This is a genomic window from Streptomyces sp. Tu 2975 (assembly GCF_009832925.1).
Classification (GTDB): Bacteria; Actinomycetota; Actinomycetes; order Streptomycetales; family Streptomycetaceae; genus Streptomyces.
Window position 1 is genome coordinate 2,024,610 of sequence record NZ_CP047140.1, and the last position, 15,301, is coordinate 2,039,910.

15 protein-coding genes and 3 pseudogenes are annotated in these 15,301 nt (G+C 72.2%); 11 read left to right on the top strand and 7 right to left on the bottom strand.

The features are described 5' to 3' along the window. Positions 1–76: 76 nt before the first annotated feature. The 6 genes and pseudogenes from GLX30_RS08830 (at position 77) to GLX30_RS08855 (ending at position 4,166) form a co-directional block, all read left to right on the top strand. Positions 77–516, top strand: a pseudogene (locus tag GLX30_RS08830) (cupin domain-containing protein). Further along, positions 513–1,777, top strand: a pseudogene (locus GLX30_RS08835) (beta-ketoacyl-[acyl-carrier-protein] synthase family protein). Before GLX30_RS08830 ends, GLX30_RS08835 begins: the two co-directional pseudogenes overlap by 4 nt. Next, a pseudogene (locus GLX30_RS08840) lies at positions 1,774–3,029 on the top strand (ketosynthase chain-length factor). Before GLX30_RS08835 ends, GLX30_RS08840 begins: the two co-directional pseudogenes overlap by 4 nt. A gap of 16 nt (positions 3,030–3,045) precedes the next feature. Further along, complete coding sequence (locus tag GLX30_RS08845; RefSeq protein WP_159685639.1) at positions 3,046–3,303, top strand: acyl carrier protein; 258 nt, start codon at positions 3,046–3,048, stop codon at positions 3,301–3,303. Position 3,304: 1 nt separating this feature from the next. Continuing rightward, the gene (locus GLX30_RS08850) at positions 3,305–3,799 is read left to right on the top strand and encodes an SRPBCC family protein (protein WP_159685641.1); all 495 of its coding nucleotides are present in this window, start codon (positions 3,305–3,307) and stop codon (positions 3,797–3,799) included. A 43-nt stretch (positions 3,800–3,842) separates the two neighbouring features. Then, positions 3,843–4,166, top strand: a complete 324-nt coding sequence (locus GLX30_RS08855) for a TcmI family type II polyketide cyclase (protein WP_159685644.1) — start codon at positions 3,843–3,845, stop codon at positions 4,164–4,166. 83 nt (positions 4,167–4,249) lie between these two features. Here GLX30_RS08855 and GLX30_RS08860 read toward each other — a convergent pair whose 3' ends face one another. From GLX30_RS08860 to GLX30_RS08870, 3 genes are all read right to left on the bottom strand, one after another. After that, complete coding sequence (locus tag GLX30_RS08860; protein ID WP_167306802.1) at positions 4,250–5,278, bottom strand: methyltransferase; 1,029 nt, start codon at positions 5,276–5,278, stop codon at positions 4,250–4,252. A 52-nt stretch (positions 5,279–5,330) separates the two neighbouring features. After that, a complete protein-coding gene (locus tag GLX30_RS08865) occupies positions 5,331–6,395 on the bottom strand; it encodes a right-handed parallel beta-helix repeat-containing protein (RefSeq protein ID WP_159685646.1) in 1,065 nt (354 codons plus the stop codon). A gap of 91 nt (positions 6,396–6,486) precedes the next feature. Beyond that, positions 6,487–7,011 carry a hypothetical protein gene (locus GLX30_RS08870; protein ID WP_159685649.1) on the bottom strand — a complete coding sequence of 175 codons (525 nt, stop codon included), beginning with the start codon at positions 7,009–7,011 and terminating at the stop codon, positions 6,487–6,489. A gap of 158 nt (positions 7,012–7,169) precedes the next feature. Here GLX30_RS08870 and GLX30_RS08875 point away from each other — a divergent pair, with 158 nt between their 5' ends. After that, positions 7,170–8,246, top strand: a complete 1,077-nt coding sequence (locus GLX30_RS08875) for a crosslink repair DNA glycosylase YcaQ family protein (protein WP_244258077.1) — start codon at positions 7,170–7,172, stop codon at positions 8,244–8,246. A 4-nt stretch (positions 8,247–8,250) separates the two neighbouring features. On the opposite strand, the gene GLX30_RS08880 is transcribed toward GLX30_RS08875, so the two are convergent. After that, complete coding sequence (locus GLX30_RS08880) at positions 8,251–8,559, bottom strand: hypothetical protein (RefSeq protein WP_159685654.1); 309 nt, start codon at positions 8,557–8,559, stop codon at positions 8,251–8,253. Between the two features lie 79 nt (positions 8,560–8,638). Then, positions 8,639–9,826 (bottom strand): FAD-dependent monooxygenase, encoded by a 1,188-nt coding sequence (locus GLX30_RS08885; protein ID WP_244258078.1) that lies wholly within the window; start codon positions 9,824–9,826, stop codon positions 8,639–8,641. A gap of 297 nt (positions 9,827–10,123) precedes the next feature. Between GLX30_RS08885 and GLX30_RS08890 the strand changes: the two genes are divergently transcribed. From GLX30_RS08890 to GLX30_RS08900, 3 genes are all read left to right on the top strand, one after another. Then, a complete protein-coding gene (locus tag GLX30_RS08890; protein WP_159685659.1) occupies positions 10,124–11,110 on the top strand; it encodes an ABC transporter ATP-binding protein in 987 nt (328 codons plus the stop codon). Continuing rightward, the gene (locus GLX30_RS08895; RefSeq protein ID WP_159685662.1) at positions 11,107–11,925 is read left to right on the top strand and encodes an ABC transporter permease; all 819 of its coding nucleotides are present in this window, start codon (positions 11,107–11,109) and stop codon (positions 11,923–11,925) included. The genes GLX30_RS08890 and GLX30_RS08895 overlap by 4 nt, the downstream gene beginning before the upstream one ends. 150 nt (positions 11,926–12,075) lie before the next feature. Further along, positions 12,076–12,624 carry a YceI family protein gene (locus GLX30_RS08900; protein ID WP_159685664.1) on the top strand — a complete coding sequence of 183 codons (549 nt, stop codon included), beginning with the start codon at positions 12,076–12,078 and terminating at the stop codon, positions 12,622–12,624. A 71-nt stretch (positions 12,625–12,695) separates the two neighbouring features. Here the strand turns inward: GLX30_RS08900 and GLX30_RS08905 are convergent, their stop codons facing one another. Continuing rightward, the gene (locus tag GLX30_RS08905; RefSeq protein ID WP_159685667.1) at positions 12,696–13,304 is read right to left on the bottom strand and encodes an ABATE domain-containing protein; all 609 of its coding nucleotides are present in this window, start codon (positions 13,302–13,304) and stop codon (positions 12,696–12,698) included. Positions 13,305–13,385: 81 nt separating this feature from the next. On the opposite strand from GLX30_RS08905, the gene GLX30_RS08910 reads away from it, so the two are divergent. Further along, positions 13,386–14,183 (top strand): MBL fold metallo-hydrolase, encoded by a 798-nt coding sequence (locus tag GLX30_RS08910; RefSeq protein WP_159685671.1) that lies wholly within the window; start codon positions 13,386–13,388, stop codon positions 14,181–14,183. Positions 14,184–14,315: 132 nt separating this feature from the next. Here GLX30_RS08910 and GLX30_RS08915 read toward each other — a convergent pair whose 3' ends face one another. Next, complete coding sequence (locus tag GLX30_RS08915; protein WP_159685675.1) at positions 14,316–15,299, bottom strand: thiopeptide-type bacteriocin biosynthesis protein; 984 nt, start codon at positions 15,297–15,299, stop codon at positions 14,316–14,318. Positions 15,300–15,301: the final 2 nt, after the last annotated feature.

Genomic DNA, 15,301 nt, shown 5'->3' on the forward strand with positions numbered 1-15,301 from the left:
ACCACGCACCCGGCCGCCGGCGGCCGTGCGACACCACCGAGTCACCGCGCCGCAAGGCCTTGTGGAGGAACCAGCCATGACCACAACCCATCGCATCGTCGACCTGAGCGAGACCCAGCCCAACCGCAGGCGCGGCGGCGACCTGCGCGCCATGCTCACCCCCACCGCAGTGGGTGCCACGAGCGGCTTCATGGGTCTGGCGCTCGTCGAGCCCGGCGACCGCATCGGCGAGCACTACCACCCGTACTCCGAGGAGTTCGTGTACGTCGTCGCAGGCGAACTCGAGGTCGACCTGGACGGCGAGCCGTTCGCCATCCGACCCGACCAGGGCCTGCTCATCCCCCTTATGTGCGGCACCGGTTCCGCAACGTGGGCAGCACGCAGGCCCGCATGGTCTTCCACCTCGGTCCGCTCGCGCCCCGGCCGGAGCTCGGCCACGTCGACACGGAGGACACCCCCGTGGCGGAGGGCACCGGCGCTCACCTGCCGCCTGAGCGAACGGGGTCGGTGTCGTGACCCGGCGTGTGGCGGTGACCGGCGTCGGCATCGTCGCACCCGGAGGTGTGGGCGCCCCGGCGTTCTGGGACCTGCTGTCGAACGGCCGGACAGCGACCCGCGGGATCACCCTGTTCGACCCGACAGGGTTCCGCTCCCGTATAGCCGCCGAGGTCGACTTCGATCCGGCGGCCCATGGTCTCGGCGCCGCGGACGCCCAACGCGCCGACCGGTACGTGCAGTTCGCCCTTGTCGCCGCCCGTGAGGCGATGGCCGACGCCGGTCTCGACGCGGCGAACCTGGATCCCTGGCGGACCGCCGTGTCGATGGGCACCGCCGTGGGCGGCACCACCCGGCTCGAGCGGGACTACGTCAAGGTCAGCGCTACGGGCAGGCGCTGGGACGTGGACCACAGCGAGGCGGCGCCGCATCTCCACCGGGCGTTCTCCCCCAGCACGCTGGCCTCCGAAGTGGCAGAGCAGAACGGCGTACAGGGCCCGGTGCAGACGGTCTCCACCGGCTGCACCTCCGGCCTCGACGCGATCGGCTACGCGTTCCACGCCATCGAGGAGGGCCGCGCCGACATCTGCGTCGCCGGCGCCTCCGACTCGCCGATCTCCCCGATCACGGTGGCCTGCTTCGACGCCATCAAGGCGACCTCCCCCAACAACGACGACCCGGCGCACGCGTCCCGCCCCTTCGACGCGAACCGCGACGGATTCGTCATGGGAGAGGGCGGGGCCGTACTGATCCTCGAGGAACTCGAGCACGCCCGCGCCCGCGGGGCCCGCGTGTACTGCGAGATAGGCGGCTACGCCACCTTCGGCAACGCCCACCACATGACCGGCCTCACCCGTGAAGGCCTGGAGATGGCACGGGCGATCGACGACGCGATGAACCACGCCCGGCTCGACCGGACGGACATCGACTACGTCAACGCACACGGCTCCGGCACCCAGCAGAACGACCGGCACGAGACGGCGGCGGTCAAGCGGTCGCTCAAGGACCACGCCTACAAGGTGCCCATGAGCTCGATCAAGTCCATGGTGGGCCACTCCCTCGGCGCGATCGGCGCGATAGAACTCGTCGCCTGCGTGCTCGCACTGGCCAACCAGGCCGTGCCGCCCACCGCCAACTACGAGACCCCCGACCCGAGTGCGACCTCGACTACGTGCCGCGCACCGCACGCCCCCTGAAACTGCGCAGCGTGCTGTCGGTGGGAAGCGGCTTCGGCGGCTTCCAGTCCGCCGTCGTACTCACCCGACCAGGCGGGAGTGCATGATGAGCCCCGGCAACCGGCAGACCAGGTCCGCCGTCGTCACCGGTATCGGTGTCGTCGCCCCCAACGGCGTGGGTGCGGAGACCTTCTGGAAGTCCACCGTCGAGGGCATCAGCGCCCTGGACGGTGTCAGCAGGGAAGGCTGCGAGCACCTGCCGCTGCGGGTCGCGGGCGAGGTACGCGGCTTCGACGCCGAGTCGATGGTCGAGCAGCGCTTCCTCGTCCAGACCGACCGGTTCTCCCACTTCGCGATGGCGGCGGCCGACCTGGCGCTGGCCGACGCGGGGCTCGGCGAAGGCGCGCTCGACGGTACGCCCTACTCGGTCGGTGTGGTCACCGCCGCCGGGTCGGGCGGCGGCGAGTTCGGCCAGCGTGAGCTGCAGCGCCTGTGGGGACAGGGGCCGACCTACGTCGGCCCGTACCAGTCCATCGCCTGGTTCTACGCGGCGAGTACCGGGCAGATCTCCATCCGCGGCGGCTTCAAGGGCCCCTGCGGAGTCGTCGCCAGCGACGAGGCCGGTGGGCTCGACGCCGTCGCGCACGCCGCCGGCGCCGTACGCCGGGGCACCGACACGGTCATCGTCGGCGCGGCGGAGGCACCGCTCGCCCCGTACTCGATCGTCTGCCAGCTGGGCTACCCGGAGCTGAGCACCTGCGAGGACCCGGACCACGCCTACCGGCCCTTCACCCCGCAGGCGTGCGGCTTCGTGCCCGGCGAGGGCGGTGCCATGCTCGTCGTCGAGGACGCGGAGACGGCCCGCCGCCGGGGCACCGCGATCCGCGCGACCATCGCCGGCCACGCCGCGACGTTCACCGGGGCATCCCGGTGGGAGCAGTCACGGGAAGGGCTGGCGCGGGCGATCGGCGGGGCCCTGGAGGCCGCGGGCTGCTCGCCCGAGGAGGTCGACGTCGTCTTCGCGGACGCGCTCGGCCTGCCGGAGGCCGACCGGGCCGAGGCCCTGGCGATCACGGACGCGCTGGGCGCGCACGGTTCCCGCGTGCCCGTGACCGCCCCAAGACCGGCACCGGGCGGGCGTACTGCGGGGCGCCGCTGCTCGACACCGCCGCCGCGGTGCTCGCCCTGGAGCACGGTCTCGTACCGCCCACCCCCCATGTCCAGGACGTGTGCCACGACCTGGCCCTGGTGACCGGCACCGCCCGGCCCGCAGAGCTGCGCACCGCCCTGGTGCTGAGCCGGGGACTGATGGGTTCCAACTCGGCGCTCGTGCTGCGGCGCGGCGCCGGCCCCTCATGAGACGGAGAACATCGCCATGCCCGACCAGCTGACCGTCGACGAACTGGCCGCCCTGATGAAGAAGGGAGCCGGGATCACCGTCGACCCCAACGAGATGGAGCAGCGGCCCGAGACGCCGTTCGAGGTCTACGGCCTCGACTCGCTCGGCCTGCTCGGCATCGTGGGCGAACTGGAGAACCGGTACGGCCGGCCTCTGCCGCCCGATGCCGACCGCTGCAAGACGCCCCGTGAATTCCTCGACCTCGTCAACACCTCCCTGATGGCAGGAGCCTGAGATGCCCGGACACACCGAGAACGAAGTCACCATCGACGCCCCCCTCGACCTCGTGTGGGACGTCACCAACGACCTCGACCACTGGCCGCAGCTGTTCAGCGAGTACGCGTCCGTGGAGGTCATGGAACGCGAGGGCAACCGGACCGTGTTCCGGCTGACCATGTACCCGGACGAGAACGGCCAGGTCTGGAGCTGGGTCTCCGAGCGCGTGGCCGACCGTTCCGCGCTCACGGTCACCGCCCGCCGGGTCGAGACCGGCCCCTTCCAGTACATGAACATCCGCTGGGAGTACGAGGAGACGCCCCGCGGTGTACGGATGCGCTGGACGCAGGACTTCGCGATGAAGCCGGACGCGCCCGTCGACGACGAGTGGATGACGGCCAACATCAACCGCAACTCGCCGATCCAGATGGACCTCATCCGGAACAAGATCGAGCAGCGCGCCCGGCTCGGCCGCGACTCCAAGGACGCCGCGGCGCCCGCTTCCGCGGTCTGACCGCACGCCCGACCTGTCGACGGCATCCGAAGGGACACCCCCGATGCACCACGCCCTGATCGTCGCCCGGATGGCACCGGGTTCCGCCCCCGACATCGCCGAGGTGTTCACGGCCTCCGACAAGGGGGAGCTGCCGCACCTCGTGGGAGTGAAGCGGCGCAGCCTGTTCCAGTTCGGCGACGTCTACCTGCACCTCATCGAGTCGGAGAAGCCGGCCGGCCCGGCGATCGCCAAGCTGACGGAGCACCCGGAGTTCCGGGACATCAGCGACCGGCTCTCCGCGTTCGTCAGCCCGTACGACCCGCAGACCTGGCGGAGTCCGAAGGACGCCATGGCGCAGCAGTTCTACTCGTGGCGGAGCGACTGACCGGTCAGAAGCCGCACAACCCTCGGCCCCGCGGGTCTCCCGCGGGGCCGACGGCTGTGCCGGTCGCCGGTCCTGGACGCTCCTCAGTCCGGGACCACGCTCTCGAACAGGTGCAGATAGGCGTTGACCGGACGAACCTCGCCGACGAGCAGCCCGGCGTCCGACATCCGGCTGATCATGCTCTGCCTGGTGTGCTTGGCGCCGCCGACGTTGAGGAGCAGCAGCAGGTCCATCGACGTCGTGAACTTCATCGACGGGGTGTCGTCGACCAGGTTCTCGATGACGAGCACGCGGGCGCCCGGGCGGGCCGCCGCGACGATGTTGCGCAGTGTCCTGCGGGTGCTGTCGTCGTCCCACTCCAGGATGTTCTTGATGATGTACAGGTCGGCGGCGACCGGCATGGCCTGCCGGCAGTCGCCGGGGACGATGTCGGTCCGGTCGGCGAGCGATCCGCCCTCGAGCAGCCGGGGGTCGGCCGCCGCGACGACACGGGGCAGGTCGAGCAGAGTGCCACGGACGCCAGGGTGCTTCTCCAGCAGCTCCGCCAGCACATGGCCCTGGCCGCCGCCGATGTCCGCGATCGTCTTCGCTCCGCCGAGGTCGAGCAGTTCGGCGACGTCCCGCGCCGACTGCTTGCTCGAGGTGGTCATGGCACGGTTGAAGACGTGGGCCGATTCGGGCGCGTCCTCGTGCAGGTGGTCGAAGAACTCCTTGCCGTAGATGTCGCTGAAGACGCCGCCGCCCTTCCTGACCGCCTCGTCGAGAAGCGGCCAGGCGTCCCAGGTCCACGGTTCCGTGCACCAGAGCGCGATGTACCGCAGGCTGTGCGGGTCGTCCTCGCGCAGCAGTCGCGACATCTCGGTGTGGACGAACCTGCCGTCGGCGTCCTCCTCGAAGATGCCGTAGCAGGCCAGGGCGCGCAGCATCCTGCGCAGTGCGCCGGGCTGTGCCTTGACTTCCGCCGCGAGCTCCTCCGCGGTCGCCGGCGCCTCCCCGAGCGCGTCGGCGACGCCGAGCCGGGCCGCCGCGCGCACGGCGGCGGCGCAGGCCGCGCCGAAGACGAGCTCTCTCAACCGCATGGCGGGCAGAGTGGTTTCGCTTGCAGTGGTCATGCCGCATCGGTCTTTCGTGAGTGGCCGGGGCCGGTCGGCACCGTCCGGAGGGTCAGCACAGGCCCGCGGGCTGGGAGAGTCCGCACATGTTCCGGCTGAAGACGTTGCCGGTGCCGTTCGTGTCACGGTTGGCGAGGTCCGCGGCTCCGTTGCCGAGGACGATGTTGTTCCGGACGACGTTGTCGGTGCCGGCCGCGCCCACGATGCTCTTGAAGAGGACGATCCCGCCGGACATCGGGGCGGAGCCCACATTGCCGCGGATCACGTTCCACTCCACCAAGGTGTCCTCGGTGCCGGTGAGGACGATGCCGGTGCCCTGGATCTCGGGCAGCCGTGCGGTCTTGTCGCAGTGCTTGTTGTTCTCGTGCACGCGGTTGAAACGGACCGTCAGGGCGCCCGCCCGCGGGGTCGTCTCGTCACCGACGAGGAACGCACCGGCGCAGTTGCCGGTGATCTCGTTGGCCTGGACGGTCAGGTTGCGCACGCGGCGGATCGTGGTGCCGATGCGGTTGTCGACCATCAGGTTGTCCGAGACGACCGTGCCCATGGTGTCGACGGCGCCGGACTCGGCGCTGACGGTGTTGGCCACGAAGATACCGGCGTCGCCGTTGCCCCGGACGAGGTTGCTCCGCAGCACCGACCGGGTGGACCGCTCCTGGGCGATGCCCCAGGTTCCGTTGTTCTCCGAGGTGACCTGCCGCACCGTCAGCCGGTCGGTCCAGGCGGCCCAGAGGCCGTTCTTGGCGAATCCGCTGAGGGTGAGGGAGCGGACCTGTACGCCCTCGAGGGGCTGCTGCTCGGTGCCGATGACGCAGATGCCGTTGCCCGCACCGGCGCAGGTGTCGGCGGCGGCCGCGGTCTTCGACGGCTTGAGCACGGTCGCGTTGCCCGCGCCCCGCAAAGTCAGGCCCGACTTGGTGATCCGGACGCTCTCCGTATAGGTGCCGGCCGCGATGTCGATGATGTCGCCCGGCTGTGCGGCGTCCACCGCGGCCTGGATCGACTCGCCCGGCAGGACCCGGTGGCTGACGGCGGCACTGGCGGGAGCCGCCGCGCCGAGGCCGGACGCGACGAGCAGAGCCGCGCATCCGAGCATGGTCGTTTGTCGCTTTGTCATAAACCGAAGCTATGCGCATTCGCGACGAAATCGACACAAACCACGCCTGGGCGGGCTTGTGTCGCCCCACCCAGACGCGGCCGGAGAGTGATCAGGCCTCTTCGAAATAGGCGTCGAGGACCGCGTCGAGCTCCTCGGTCCACTCCTTCAGTCGTCCCCTGGCCGGGGCCTCGACGTCCGCGTTGAACCAGCGGTTGGCCGCGACGTGGACGGTGACCGTGAACCGGCGCCCGAACCGCGCCGGCCGCACCTCGACCGCGCCGATCTCGTCCCAGCGGAAGTCCGCCTCCTGGTCGTCCAGGGTGAAGCGGATGCCGGCGGGACCTGCGCTGATCGACCCACGGCGGTCGCCGACCTCGAAGACGGGTCCGTCCCCCACGGCTGCGTCGACCTCGTCCGCGGCCTCGTCGTCGCCGTCGATCGCGGCGGCCGCCTCCGCGCCGCCGGCCTCGTCCGTCCCGCCGTCCGGGCCGGTCCCGGCATCGGACTCGGTGGCTGTGCTCTCCTCCTCCCTCTCCTTTACGGCGGGCGCCGGTCCCGAGAGGACGGGGACGAATGCCGGATCCGTCCCCACGGCGATATCGAGCTTCGTCTTCGGATCTATCTGCTGCTCCACGGCGGGCAGTATGGACGACGAAGCTGTACGAGACCAATGTGGTCGACCGTCGCGACGCGCTCCGTGACGGCCCTGCCACCCGACGGGCAAGTGGCCGACGCGGACCCTGCGTCGCACGGTCCCGCCGTCCGCCGCTCCGGCAACGGACCATGGGAACCATGGGAATCGAGGAAGTGACCAGGGAACGGGTGCTGGCGTACCGGGTGGCGGCGCAGGGGCTCGACCGGTCCTCGGACGCGCCGGACGTGCTCACCCTGGGGGTGCAGGACACGCCGAGCGGCGCCGCCCGGCAGGCGCTTGCCGCACGGGGTGCGTCGGGCGACGGGCTGGAGCTGGTGTGGTCGATGCGCGGGGCGCCGCATCTGCACCGCAGAGGGGACCTACGGGCACTCGCCACAGCGCTGTGGCCGCTCGACGACGCCGACGCGACGGCGCGGATCAGCACGGCCGTCATCAAGGACGGGGCGCGGCTCGGGCTCGAGGCCTTCCGTGTCACGGCGACGGCGTTCCGCGAGGTGGTGACCAGGCCGATGGCCAAGGGCGAGGTGAGCACCGCTGTGAGCGGGGCGGTGCCGCAGTCGCTGACGTACTGGTGCGAGACCTGCGGTGCGCAGCACGTCTCGGGGCTCCTGTTCCAGCAGGCCGGTCTGTTCGGCGCGGTGCGGGTCACCTCCCAGGGCGGCAGGACCGTGCTGTCGCCGCTGGCCGAGCGGTTCCCCGTGCCGGCCGCCGCGTCGGGGACTGCCGCTCTGGTGCGGAACTACCTGCGCCACCTCGGGCCCGCCGCCCCTGCCGACGTGGCCACGTACCTGGGCACGAGGCCGACCGTGGTCAGGAAGGTGTGGCCCGAGGACCTGGCCGAGGTGTCGGTGGAGGGACGCAAGGCGTGGCTGCCGGCCGGTGAACTGGGCGCGCTTCGCTCGGCGCGCTGCGGACGCCTCGTCCGGCTGCTCCCTCCGGGCGATCCGTTCCTCCAGGCGCGCGACCGTCAGCTGGTCGTGCCCGACAAGGACCGCCGGAAGGAGATCTGGCGTGCGATCGGCGGCCCGGGTGCGCTGCTCGTCGGCTCGGAGATCGCCGGGACCTGGCGGGTCAGGGCCGCCGGACGGAAGGTCGACGTGACCGTCACCCCGTTCGGGCGGCTTCCGGCCTTCGTACGTCGGGAGTTGGAGACCGAGGCCGGCACCGTGGCCGTGGCCCGTGGCGCGGAAGAGGCCAGGCTGCACGTCGGATGAGACGTCAGGAGGGCGCTGCGGTAAGCCGCTTCCCGCTCCCCGGCCGCGGCCGGGGACGCGCCTCGCGGACCGCCGCCCCCGCGGCCCTGCACCGGCGCACCGCGCTCGTGCCGCAGCCGCGCCACTGGTCCCGGGTGACGCGGGCGCGGTGGCCGCCGCTGGTGATCAGTGCGTTCACCGGGGTCATCGGGTCCGCGGCCATCGCCTTGGCCAGCAGGACGCCCGCCACGAGCGGGAGCAGCGTCACGGCGAGGGCCGTCCCGGCGGTGGTGGCGTTGCGGACGCGGGGGTGACGGAGTGCTTCAGGGGCCATGACCCCGATTCGACCAGTGCCGGGCCGCCGGTGTATCCGGCGGCGTACTCAGGTCGGACGCGCGCCGTACTCAGACGCGTCACACCGCCGCGGGGACCACGCTGCGGCCCGTCTCGTGCGCGTAGAGCGTCGCGCGGTCGCGGAGCGAGGCGTGGACCGCCATCTGTGCGTCGCGGCGACGCTGGGCCGGGCCGTCCGGGAGGTGGAGGACGCCGGCGTTGCCGCGGGAGCCGCGCTGGATCTCGGCGGTGCGGGGGATGCGCAGCGCCTCGTAACGGGCGAGGCCGGCCGCGATCTGCTCCTCGGGTGCGTCGGCGAGGCAGGCCGCCAGGTCCATGGCGTCCTCGATCGCCTGGTTGGCCCCCTGCGCCATGAACGGCAGCATCGGATGGGCCGCGTCACCGAGGAGGGTGATGCGGCGGCTCGACCACGTGCGCAGCGGCGGCCGGTCGTGGAGCGCCCACTGGTGCGTCACCTCGGTCGCCTCGACGATGTCGGAGACCAGACCGGTCCAGGAACCGAACGCGCGGCGCAGGTCCTCCGGATCGCCGGGCGCCGACCACGACTCGGGGGGCGCCTCGTCCATCGGGACCGTCGCCGCGAAGCTGAGGTACTCGCCGGCGGCGACCGGGTAGCACACGAAGTGGCCGCCGGGGCCGAGCCAGAGACGTACCAGGTGCTCCCTGGCCGCGTCCGGCAGCCGGTCGGTGGGGACGAGTCCGCGATAGATCCCGAGGCCGGCGAAGACGGGCTCGTCGCGCACGAACGCCTCGCGGACCGTCGAGTGGATGCCGTCCGCGCCGACCACCGCCCCGGCCTCGCGGACGGTGCCGTCCTCGAAGGTCAGCCGCACGCCGCCGGTGTCCGTCTCCCGTGCGCCTCGCAGGCGTTCGCCGAGCCGGAGCCGGTCGCGGTCGACAAGCGACAGCAGCGCCTCGTGCAGATGGGCACGGTGGATCGAGTAGTACGGCGCACCGAACATCCGCTCGCACTCCTCACCCAGCGGCGTACGGGCAACGGGCCGGCCGGTCCAGCCGCGTACCTCCATCGCGTCGATGCGTACGGCGTGCTCGCGCAGTGCGTCGCCGAGACCGAGCCGCAGCAGCGGCCGGACGGCGTTCGGAGAGAGCTGGACCCCCGCCCCCACCTCGGCGAGCCGCCGGGTCTGCTCGTGGATGACGTAATCCGTACCGTTCGCGGCGAGCGCGCCGGCGAGGGTCAGTCCGCCGATGCCCGCGCCGACCACCGTGATCCGCGGCCGTCTCATTTCGCCCACTTCCCCGAACCCCACGTCATGACCGCCTTCCGCGTCAGCTGCTCCGTCGGCAATGCCCTGCAGGATGTGCGGCCCGCGCCGCGCGCCGCAACGCCCGTCACGTCCGTGCTGACACCTGTCGCCGCTTGCGTGACGTCCGTCATCGGATGCCTCCCGTTCCTGCGGACACCGCCCTGACCCGGCCTAACGTCGCGACAGCGACCCGGAGTTCGGTCTTCGGGCGAACGGCAACACCGGACCCGACAACAGCACCGGGAGGCACACAGTGACCGAAGCGGAGGGACCGCGGTGACCGCGGTGGCCGTGGACGGCCTGCGAAAGCGTTACGGGGACCACGAGGCGGTGCGCGGCGTCGACTTCACCGTCCGCGACGGGGAGATCTTCGCCCTGCTCGGCCCGAACGGGGCGGGCAAGACGACCACGCTCGAGATTCTGGAGGGCTTCCGCGACCGTGACGGCGGAAGCGTGGAGGTGCTCGGGCGCGACCCGGGCAAGAAGGCGGACGGGAGGTGGCTGCGCGGGCAGATCGGGCTCGTGCTCCAGGACATCGCCGTCGAGCCGTATCTGTCGGTGCGCGAGACGATCGCGCGCAACGCCGGCTACTACCCCGAGCCCCGCGGCGTCGACGAGGTGATCGACCTCGTCGGTCTCGAGGAGAAGCGCGGCGCCAAGGTGAAGGACCTGTCCGGCGGGCAGAAGCGGCGGCTCGACCTGGCCCTCGGCGTCGTCGGCAACCCGCAACTGCTGTTCCTGGACGAGCCCACCACCGGCTTCGACCCGAACGCGCGGCGCGGTGCGTGGGAGGTCGTGCGGAATCTGCGGGACGCGGGCACCACCATCGTGCTCACGACGCATTACATGGACGAGGCGCAGGCGCTCGCCGACTCGGTCGCCGTCATCGCCGGCGGCCGGATCGTCGCCGCGGGCACCCCCGACACGCTCGGCGGCCGGGACAGCGCGCTGGCCAGGATCCGCTTCGCGCTGCCGCAGGGCGCCGCGATCGCCGACGTACCCCTGCCGGTCACCGACGCGGAGGACGGTCTGGTGACGGCGGAGGCCGAGGAGCCGACCGCCGCGCTGCACCGCCTCACCGAATGGGCGCTGCGCCGCGGTACGCCGCTGGAGCGGCTGACCGTCGAGCAGCCGACCCTCGAGGACGTCTATCTGAGCCTCACCGGCAAGTACGCGGAGAAGGAAGCATCCTCGCCGTCCTCGGAGCGGGGGCGCCGGCCGTCCCCGGGCCGGGGACGCCGACCGGGACGGAGCCGCTCATGACCACCCTGACCCCCACCACGGCCACCGGCACGGGGCGCTCGACGGCCCGCGCGGACGCCCGCGGCGACCTGGCGCTGCTGGCGCATCAGATCCGTTACGAGCAGCTGTCGTTCTGGCGCAATCCGCAGTCGATGGTCTTCACCTTCGTGCTGCCGATCGTGATCATCACGATTTTCGGCGCGGTGTTCAGCGGCGGCGCCGACGAGAAGTTCTTCTTCGGCCTTACCGGCATGCAGTACTACACACCGACGATCGCCGCGGTCTCGGTGCTGGGCGCGTGCTACGGCCAGTTGGCGATCATCCTGGCGATGCGCCGGCAGACGGGCGTGCTCAAGCGGCTGCACGCCACCCCGCTGCCGGCCTGGGTGTACTTCGCCGGGCTGCTGGTGCACTGCATCGTCGTCAGCGTCATCGACGTGGCGCTGGTCATCGGCATCGGTTCGCTGTACGGCGTGCCGCTGCCCACGCACTGGGCGGCGGTCACGGTGACGCTGGTGCTGGGTGCGGCGAGCTTCTGCGCGCTGGGCGTCGGCGTCGCCTCGCTGATCAAGAACTCCGAGGCGGCCCCGGCCGTCGTGCAGTTCATCCAGTTCCCGCTGGTGTTCATCTCGGGCAGCTACTTCCCGATCCACTCCGAGGTGCTGAACAACATCGCCGGGCTGCTCCCGGTGAAGCCGTTCAACGACGCGATGCTGGCGCCGTTCGCGCACAACGCCGGTTTCCAGTGGAAGGAGCTCGCGGTCCTCGCCGCCTGGGGCGTCATCGGCGCGCTGATCGCGGTCCGCAGCTTCCGCTGGGACCCGCGGCCCGAGTGACCCGCACCCTCCACCACGACGCACAGGCACGAACGCGCACAGAGACGAAGCGGTACGCCGCGCCAAGGCAGTGGCGCAGACGACAGGGGGCCTCCGTTGCGGGGCCCCCTCGCTGCCTCCTCCCCGACGACCCGAAGGGAAAACCCCACCATGTCCCTCACCGACCATTCACAGGCCGCCACCGGCCTGACCGCCGCCGCGGTCGACGGCTCCTGGACGCTCGACCCCGGCGCCTCCTCCGTCGAGTTCACCGCTCGGCACTTCTTCTTCCTGCCGGTCACCGGCTCGCTCCCCGTGCGCTCCGGGAGCGCCGTGTACCGGGGCGGGCTGCGGCAGTTGGAGGCGGAGGTCGACGCCGCCGGCTTCGGCACCGGCAACCCGAACCGCGACAAGGCAGTCCGCGGGCCGGGCTTCCTCGACGCGGACCGGTTCCCGTCGATCCGGTTCACCGGTGAGCGCCTCACCACCGGTGGACCGTGGCAGGTGACCGGCCTGATCGAGGTCAAGGGCCGGTCCGTGCCGCTCACCTTCACCGTCGACACCGAGGCGTGCGCCGTCTCGCCGGACGGCGCGCGGGCCGTCGTGCACGCGACGGCCGAGCTCGACCGGCACGCGTGCGGTGTGAGCGCGATGCGCCCGCTGGTCGGACCGCGGCTGAGGCTGCGGATCACGGCGGCGTTCGTCCGCACGGCGGAGTGAGCGGCGCGCATCTGACCGGCTGACACCGTGCTGCCACCGTGCTGCGAAAGGCGGGCGACCGGAGCGGTGCGCTACTCCGAGGCGTCGTTGCGCCGTGCGTAGGCGCGGGCCGCGCGGACGCGGTCGCCGCAGCGGGTGGAGCACCAATGGCGCCGGCCGTGGGTGCGCAGGAGGAACCGGTCGCAGGGCGCGGAGCCGCAGGCGGCGAGGAGGGAGGCGTCCGGGCCGGTGAGCAGGTCGGCGGCATCGGCGGCAAGGGTCGCCAGCGCGTGGTTCACGGCCTGGTCGGTGGGGTGCGCCCGGACCCGGCGCGGTCCCTGGGCCCCGTCCCAGGCGAGCAGGGGCGCCGTGGGTACCGCCGTGAGCGCCTGGTTCACCGCTCGCAGGGATTCCTCGGGTGGGGCGACGCCCTCGACGCGGGCGGCGAACACGGCCCGCACGTGGTCGCGCAAGGTGCGCATCCGCCGTGCGCACACCTCGTACAGCCGCACGTCCGGGGTGGTCAGCTCGTGTGCGGCGAGCCAGCGCATGGCGGAGCCGGGGGCGGCGAGCAGGTCGTAGCTCTGGCCGGCGGGCAGGGTCGCGGCGGTGTCGGCGAAGTCCAGGGAGCGGTACCGGTCGGCACCGGGCGCCGGGGGCAAGGCGGCTTCTTGGGTGCCGACGGCCACGGTCTCGTTCATGACCTCATGGTATCGCTTGCAATTTTCCGTGACGCCTGCCTAGCCTGACGTCACGGAAAACGACGATTTTTGCCGTGAGAAATGAGTAGCATGTCCCAGCACAGCACCGAGCAGCTCCAGGTCCGCACCTTCGGCGGTCCCACCGCCCTGTTCGAGTACGGCGGCCTGCGCTTCCTGACCGACCCGACCTTCGACGGCCCCGGCGACTACCCCTCGCAGGGACCGACGCTGACCAAGACCGCCCCCTCCGCCGCGGCCCCGGCCGACCTCGGCCCCATCGACGTGGTTCTGCTGTCGCACGACGAGCACGCCGACAACCTCGACACGTCCGGCCGGGCACTGCTCGCGGAGGTGCCCCTCACCCTCACCACACCCGGCGGTGGACAGCGCCTGGGGGAGAAGGCCAAGGGCCTGACCGACTGGGAGTCCGTCGAGCTGGACCGGCCCGACGGCGGCACGGTCACCGTGACCGGTGTCCCCGCCGTCCACGGCCCCGGACCGCGCGAGAAGGTCGAGCCGTTCACCGGTCAGGTTGTCGGCTTCGTCCTGACCGGGGACGGCCTGCCCACCGTCTACGTCAGCGGTGACAACGCCTCGCTCGACGCGGTCGAGGAGATCGCCGAACGCTTCGCCCCGGTGGACACCGCCGTCCTCTTCGCCGGAGCCCCCCGCTTCCCCATGCTCTTCGGCGGCGAACCGCTCGTCCTGGACAGCGCCCAGGCCGTCGAGGCCGCCCGGATACTCGGCGCCCGCCGCGTCGTTCCCGTCCACCACGACAGCTGGGCCCACTTCACCGAAGGCCGCGACGAACTCGAAGCCGCCTTCACCGCCGCGGGCCTGGCCGACCGCCTGGACCGGGACTGGGCCGGCCGCGCCTGAGCCGGCCCGCCACACGGGCACCGGGACACGGGACCCGTGGGGGCGGGGACCCGCACGCTTGGCGAAGGCGCGGCCGGGAACGTTCCGGCCGCGCCTTCGCACGGGCCCCGTGGGGGCGGCGGGGCGGGGGCATCACCCCGCCGGGGCCGGAACCCGTCCGGCCCCGGCCGGACGGACGGGCCCGGGAGCGGGCGGCACAGCGCCGTCCGTCCCAGGGGCAGGCGGCATCGCACCGTCCGTGTCGGCGACGGGGAAGACGTGTGCGAGCCACGCGTACGTGCGGAGTTCCTCGAGCAGGCTCAGTCCGAGGCGGTTGTGAAGCATGTGCGCGTGTGAGAACAGGACCATGCCGGGGTGTGTGGCCGACTTCTCGCGGAGGTCGCCGGTCAACGCGGCTAGCCCGTCGTGCCAGCGGGCGAACGGTCCGTGGTCCAGCGGGTCGACGGGCGCGGCCCCGGCGGCCCGGGTGACGGTGGTGACGGAGTCGAGCAGGTCGCCCGGGTAGCCCGCGTCACCGGCCCAGGCGCGCCAGGCGCCCAGGCCGTGGGCATAGAAGTACGTGCGCTCCGTCTCGTCGCCGAGGGCCGCCGCGGCGGCCATGGTGCCGCGCAGGGCGAGCAGAGCGCGGTGCCGCTCGGTGACGGCCTTGGGGACGAGGCCGAGGACCAGTTCGCTGGAGTGGTGGAAGAGGGTCTCGGTGGCCGGCATCAGCGCGGGGCCGCCGTAGCGGTCGAACTCCGGCTCGTAGATCGCGCGGTGGACACCGGGGGCGAGCATCTCGCGGACGTTCCGGTCCTCCCCCTGCTCCCCCGCGGACGCCAGCTGTCCTGCGCTCCGCCGGTAGGCCTCGGGCGCCAGGGGGTCCTCACCTCCGGTGAGCCGGCCGGAGTCCGCGAGCCGCTCCCGCAGGGCGTCCTCGACCTGTCCGTACGTCTTCCGGTCGAGGTCGGCGATGCGCAGCCGCAGATGGGGACCGGCCTGCCAGTAGCGGATGAAGAACCACGGCCGGTCCGCCGCCAGTTCGCGCACGGTCGGGCCGACGACCCGCGTCAGTACCCGGTCGTGGGCGGACCTGGCGGTGGTGGCGAGGTGCAGGTGCCACGAATTCCATGTCATGG

Coding starts and splice junctions, on each gene's coding strand:
- GLX30_RS08845 (WP_159685639.1), top strand. CDS start 3,046: ATGCCCGACCAGCTGACCGTCGACGAACTGGCCGCCCTGATGAAGAAG.
- GLX30_RS08895 (WP_159685662.1), top strand. CDS start 11,107: ATGACCACCCTGACCCCCACCACGGCCACCGGCACGGGGCGCTCGACG.
- GLX30_RS08850 (WP_159685641.1), top strand. CDS start 3,305: ATGCCCGGACACACCGAGAACGAAGTCACCATCGACGCCCCCCTCGAC.
- GLX30_RS08900 (WP_159685664.1), top strand. CDS start 12,076: ATGTCCCTCACCGACCATTCACAGGCCGCCACCGGCCTGACCGCCGCC.
- GLX30_RS08875 (WP_244258077.1), top strand. CDS start 7,170: ATGGGAATCGAGGAAGTGACCAGGGAACGGGTGCTGGCGTACCGGGTG.
- GLX30_RS08915 (WP_159685675.1), bottom strand. CDS start 15,299: ATGACATGGAATTCGTGGCACCTGCACCTCGCCACCACCGCCAGGTCC.
- GLX30_RS08885 (WP_244258078.1), bottom strand. CDS start 9,826: ATGAGACGGCCGCGGATCACGGTGGTCGGCGCGGGCATCGGCGGACTG.
- GLX30_RS08880 (WP_159685654.1), bottom strand. CDS start 8,559: ATGGCCCCTGAAGCACTCCGTCACCCCCGCGTCCGCAACGCCACCACC.
- GLX30_RS08905 (WP_159685667.1), bottom strand. CDS start 13,304: ATGAACGAGACCGTGGCCGTCGGCACCCAAGAAGCCGCCTTGCCCCCG.
- GLX30_RS08910 (WP_159685671.1), top strand. CDS start 13,386: ATGAGTAGCATGTCCCAGCACAGCACCGAGCAGCTCCAGGTCCGCACC.
- GLX30_RS08865 (WP_159685646.1), bottom strand. CDS start 6,395: ATGACAAAGCGACAAACGACCATGCTCGGATGCGCGGCTCTGCTCGTC.
- GLX30_RS08855 (WP_159685644.1), top strand. CDS start 3,843: ATGCACCACGCCCTGATCGTCGCCCGGATGGCACCGGGTTCCGCCCCC.
- GLX30_RS08860 (WP_167306802.1), bottom strand. CDS start 5,278: ATGACCACTGCAAGCGAAACCACTCTGCCCGCCATGCGGTTGAGAGAG.